This window comes from Novosphingobium chloroacetimidivorans (assembly GCF_014204535.1).
GTDB lineage: Bacteria > Pseudomonadota > Alphaproteobacteria > Sphingomonadales > Sphingomonadaceae > Novosphingobium > Novosphingobium chloroacetimidivorans.
The window spans coordinates 1-2091 of record NZ_JACHLR010000073.1; the positions used below are offsets into that span (position 1 = coordinate 1).

Below are 2091 nucleotides of genomic sequence, written 5' to 3' on the forward strand. Positions count from 1 at the left end.
CGAACAGGCAGTAGCCGCCGTTTGATTTCATGAGATAAGCTCAGGAGGCTAGGCGATGTCCGCAATCGGGGCAACGGTCCCGGGCGGACGCTTACCATCAGGTAGTGTGTTCCCGTTTTGAACCGTCAACCACTCGCCCCGTTCGCTGTCCAGCCCTTTACGCCGTCGCCCGAGATCGAGGCGGCGATCAATACCTATGCGCGCGGTCTAAAGTCCTCCGACCCGATGCAGGTCGGTTTCGCCATGACGCCGATCGCGATGGTCGTCAGCGATCCGACGCTCCCCGATTGCCCGCTGATCTACGTCAATAAAGCGTTCGAGACGTTGACCGGCTTTCCTGCGGCCGAGGTGTTGGGCCGCAATTGCCGGTTCATGCAGGGGCCGCTCACTGATCCGGCTGACGTTGCCCGCATGAGGAATGCCATCGCGAGCCGTGAGCCGATCGAACTCGATCTACTCAACCATCGCCGGGACGGCACCCCGTTTTGGAACAGGTTGATGGTCGCGCCGGTGTTCGGTGATGACGGAGACCTGCGATATTTCGTGGCCTCCCAGATCGATGTCACCGTGGAGCGGCATCGCGTTCTGCAATTGGAGCAGGACCGTGAAGCGTTGGCTGCCGAGGTGGCGCAGCGTGACGTGGACTTGGCGGCGCACAATGCGCGGCTGCGCATGGCGTTGAAGGCCGGTGCGCTGGGCACCTGGACGCTCGACCTACCCGAGCAGGAGCTGACCGCCTCCTCCGGCTGCAAGAGGGTCTTTGGACGCCCGATCGCCGAGCCGTTCACCTATCGAGACCTGCTGGGTGCCATAAACCCCGAGGACCTCCCGGCTATGCAGGCCGCGGTCATGCGGACGATCGAGCATGGCGACCCGTACCACATCGAGTACCGCATTTTGACGCCGGCCGGCGAGCAGCGCTGGGTATCGATCCAGGGCGAGCTTCAGCACCGCGCCGATGGTACCCCGCTGGCGATGACCGGCTTCTCGACCGACATCTCTCAGCGCAAATTCGCTGAAGAGCATCGCTCCGTTCTCGCACGCGAACTGACGCACCGGGTGAAAAACACCCTCGCGACGGTCAACGCCGTGGTCACCCAGACTCTGCGAGACGCCTCATCCCTCGAAGACGCGGCGATCGCCGTCTCAGGCAGGATCGGCAGCCTCGGTGCTGCGCAGGAGTTGCTGATCCAGGATGAGGTCGAGGGGGCTGCGATCGGCGATATCGTCGATCGGGCGCTGCTGCCCTTCAAGGACCGCGACGGTGCCCGCTTCTCGGTCGAGGGACCGCATATCCGGCTTTCGCCGGAGATCACGTTGGCGCTCGCGATGGCACTGCACGAGCTGGCGACCAACGCCATCAAATATGGCTCGCTGTCCGTTCCCGAAGGTCGTGTGGCGATCGAATGGTCAATCAAGCGCAAGGACGGCGAGCGCCGCCTGTTTTTCTGCTGGGGCGAGCATGACGGTCCGCCGGTGACACCGCCGACCCGCATCGGCTTCGGTACGCGCATGATCGAGCGCGTGCTGCGTCGGCACGTGCGGGGTGACGCAGCGATCCATTACCCCGAAACGGGAGTCCGGTTTGAGATCGAAGCGACCATTTAAGCACTCTCGATTGCGCCGGTGGGTGTAGGCCGTCCGTCACAATCGACAACGAACTACGAGAAAGTGGCGAACCCTTTCCTCTGCCAAGCATTGAGGCACGACCATGTGCCACGTGCTCATCATCGAGGATGATTGGCTGATCGCCGATCATATCGCCCAGCTCATCGAGGCTGTCGGCGCGTCGTCGATCGACATGGCCGGGACAGAAGACGAGGCCGTCGCTTATGCATCGAGCCATGCTCCGGACGTCATCATTTCTGACGTCAATCTTGGTACCGGCGGGACAGGGCCTATAGCGGTCGACCGCATTATCGCCATCATCGGCGAACGGCCTGTCATGTTCGTGACGGGAGAACCGCGCGCCTTCCAGCCCCGCTCACCGGACATGCTAGAGCATTTTCATGATGGGCGGAATCGGAGGGGGATTCCCATTGAGCCGATCGTGTGATTCATAGGCAGCCTCACGAAGGAGGCAGCGATGGG

General features: G+C 62.5%; 2 protein-coding genes. Both read left to right on the forward strand.

Annotated features, from left to right (window positions below; translation table 11 throughout):
• The first annotated feature begins 117 nt into the window (after positions 1 to 117).
• Positions 118 to 1608 carry a PAS domain-containing protein gene (locus HNO88_RS21845; protein ID WP_184250930.1) on the forward strand — a complete coding sequence of 497 codons (1491 nt, stop codon included), beginning with the start codon at positions 118 to 120 and terminating at the stop codon, positions 1606 to 1608.
• A 112-nt stretch (positions 1609 to 1720) separates the two neighbouring features.
• Positions 1721 to 2056 carry a response regulator gene (locus HNO88_RS21850; RefSeq protein WP_184250932.1) on the forward strand — a complete coding sequence of 112 codons (336 nt, stop codon included), beginning with the start codon at positions 1721 to 1723 and terminating at the stop codon, positions 2054 to 2056.
• The last annotated feature ends 35 nt before the right edge of the window (positions 2057 to 2091 follow it).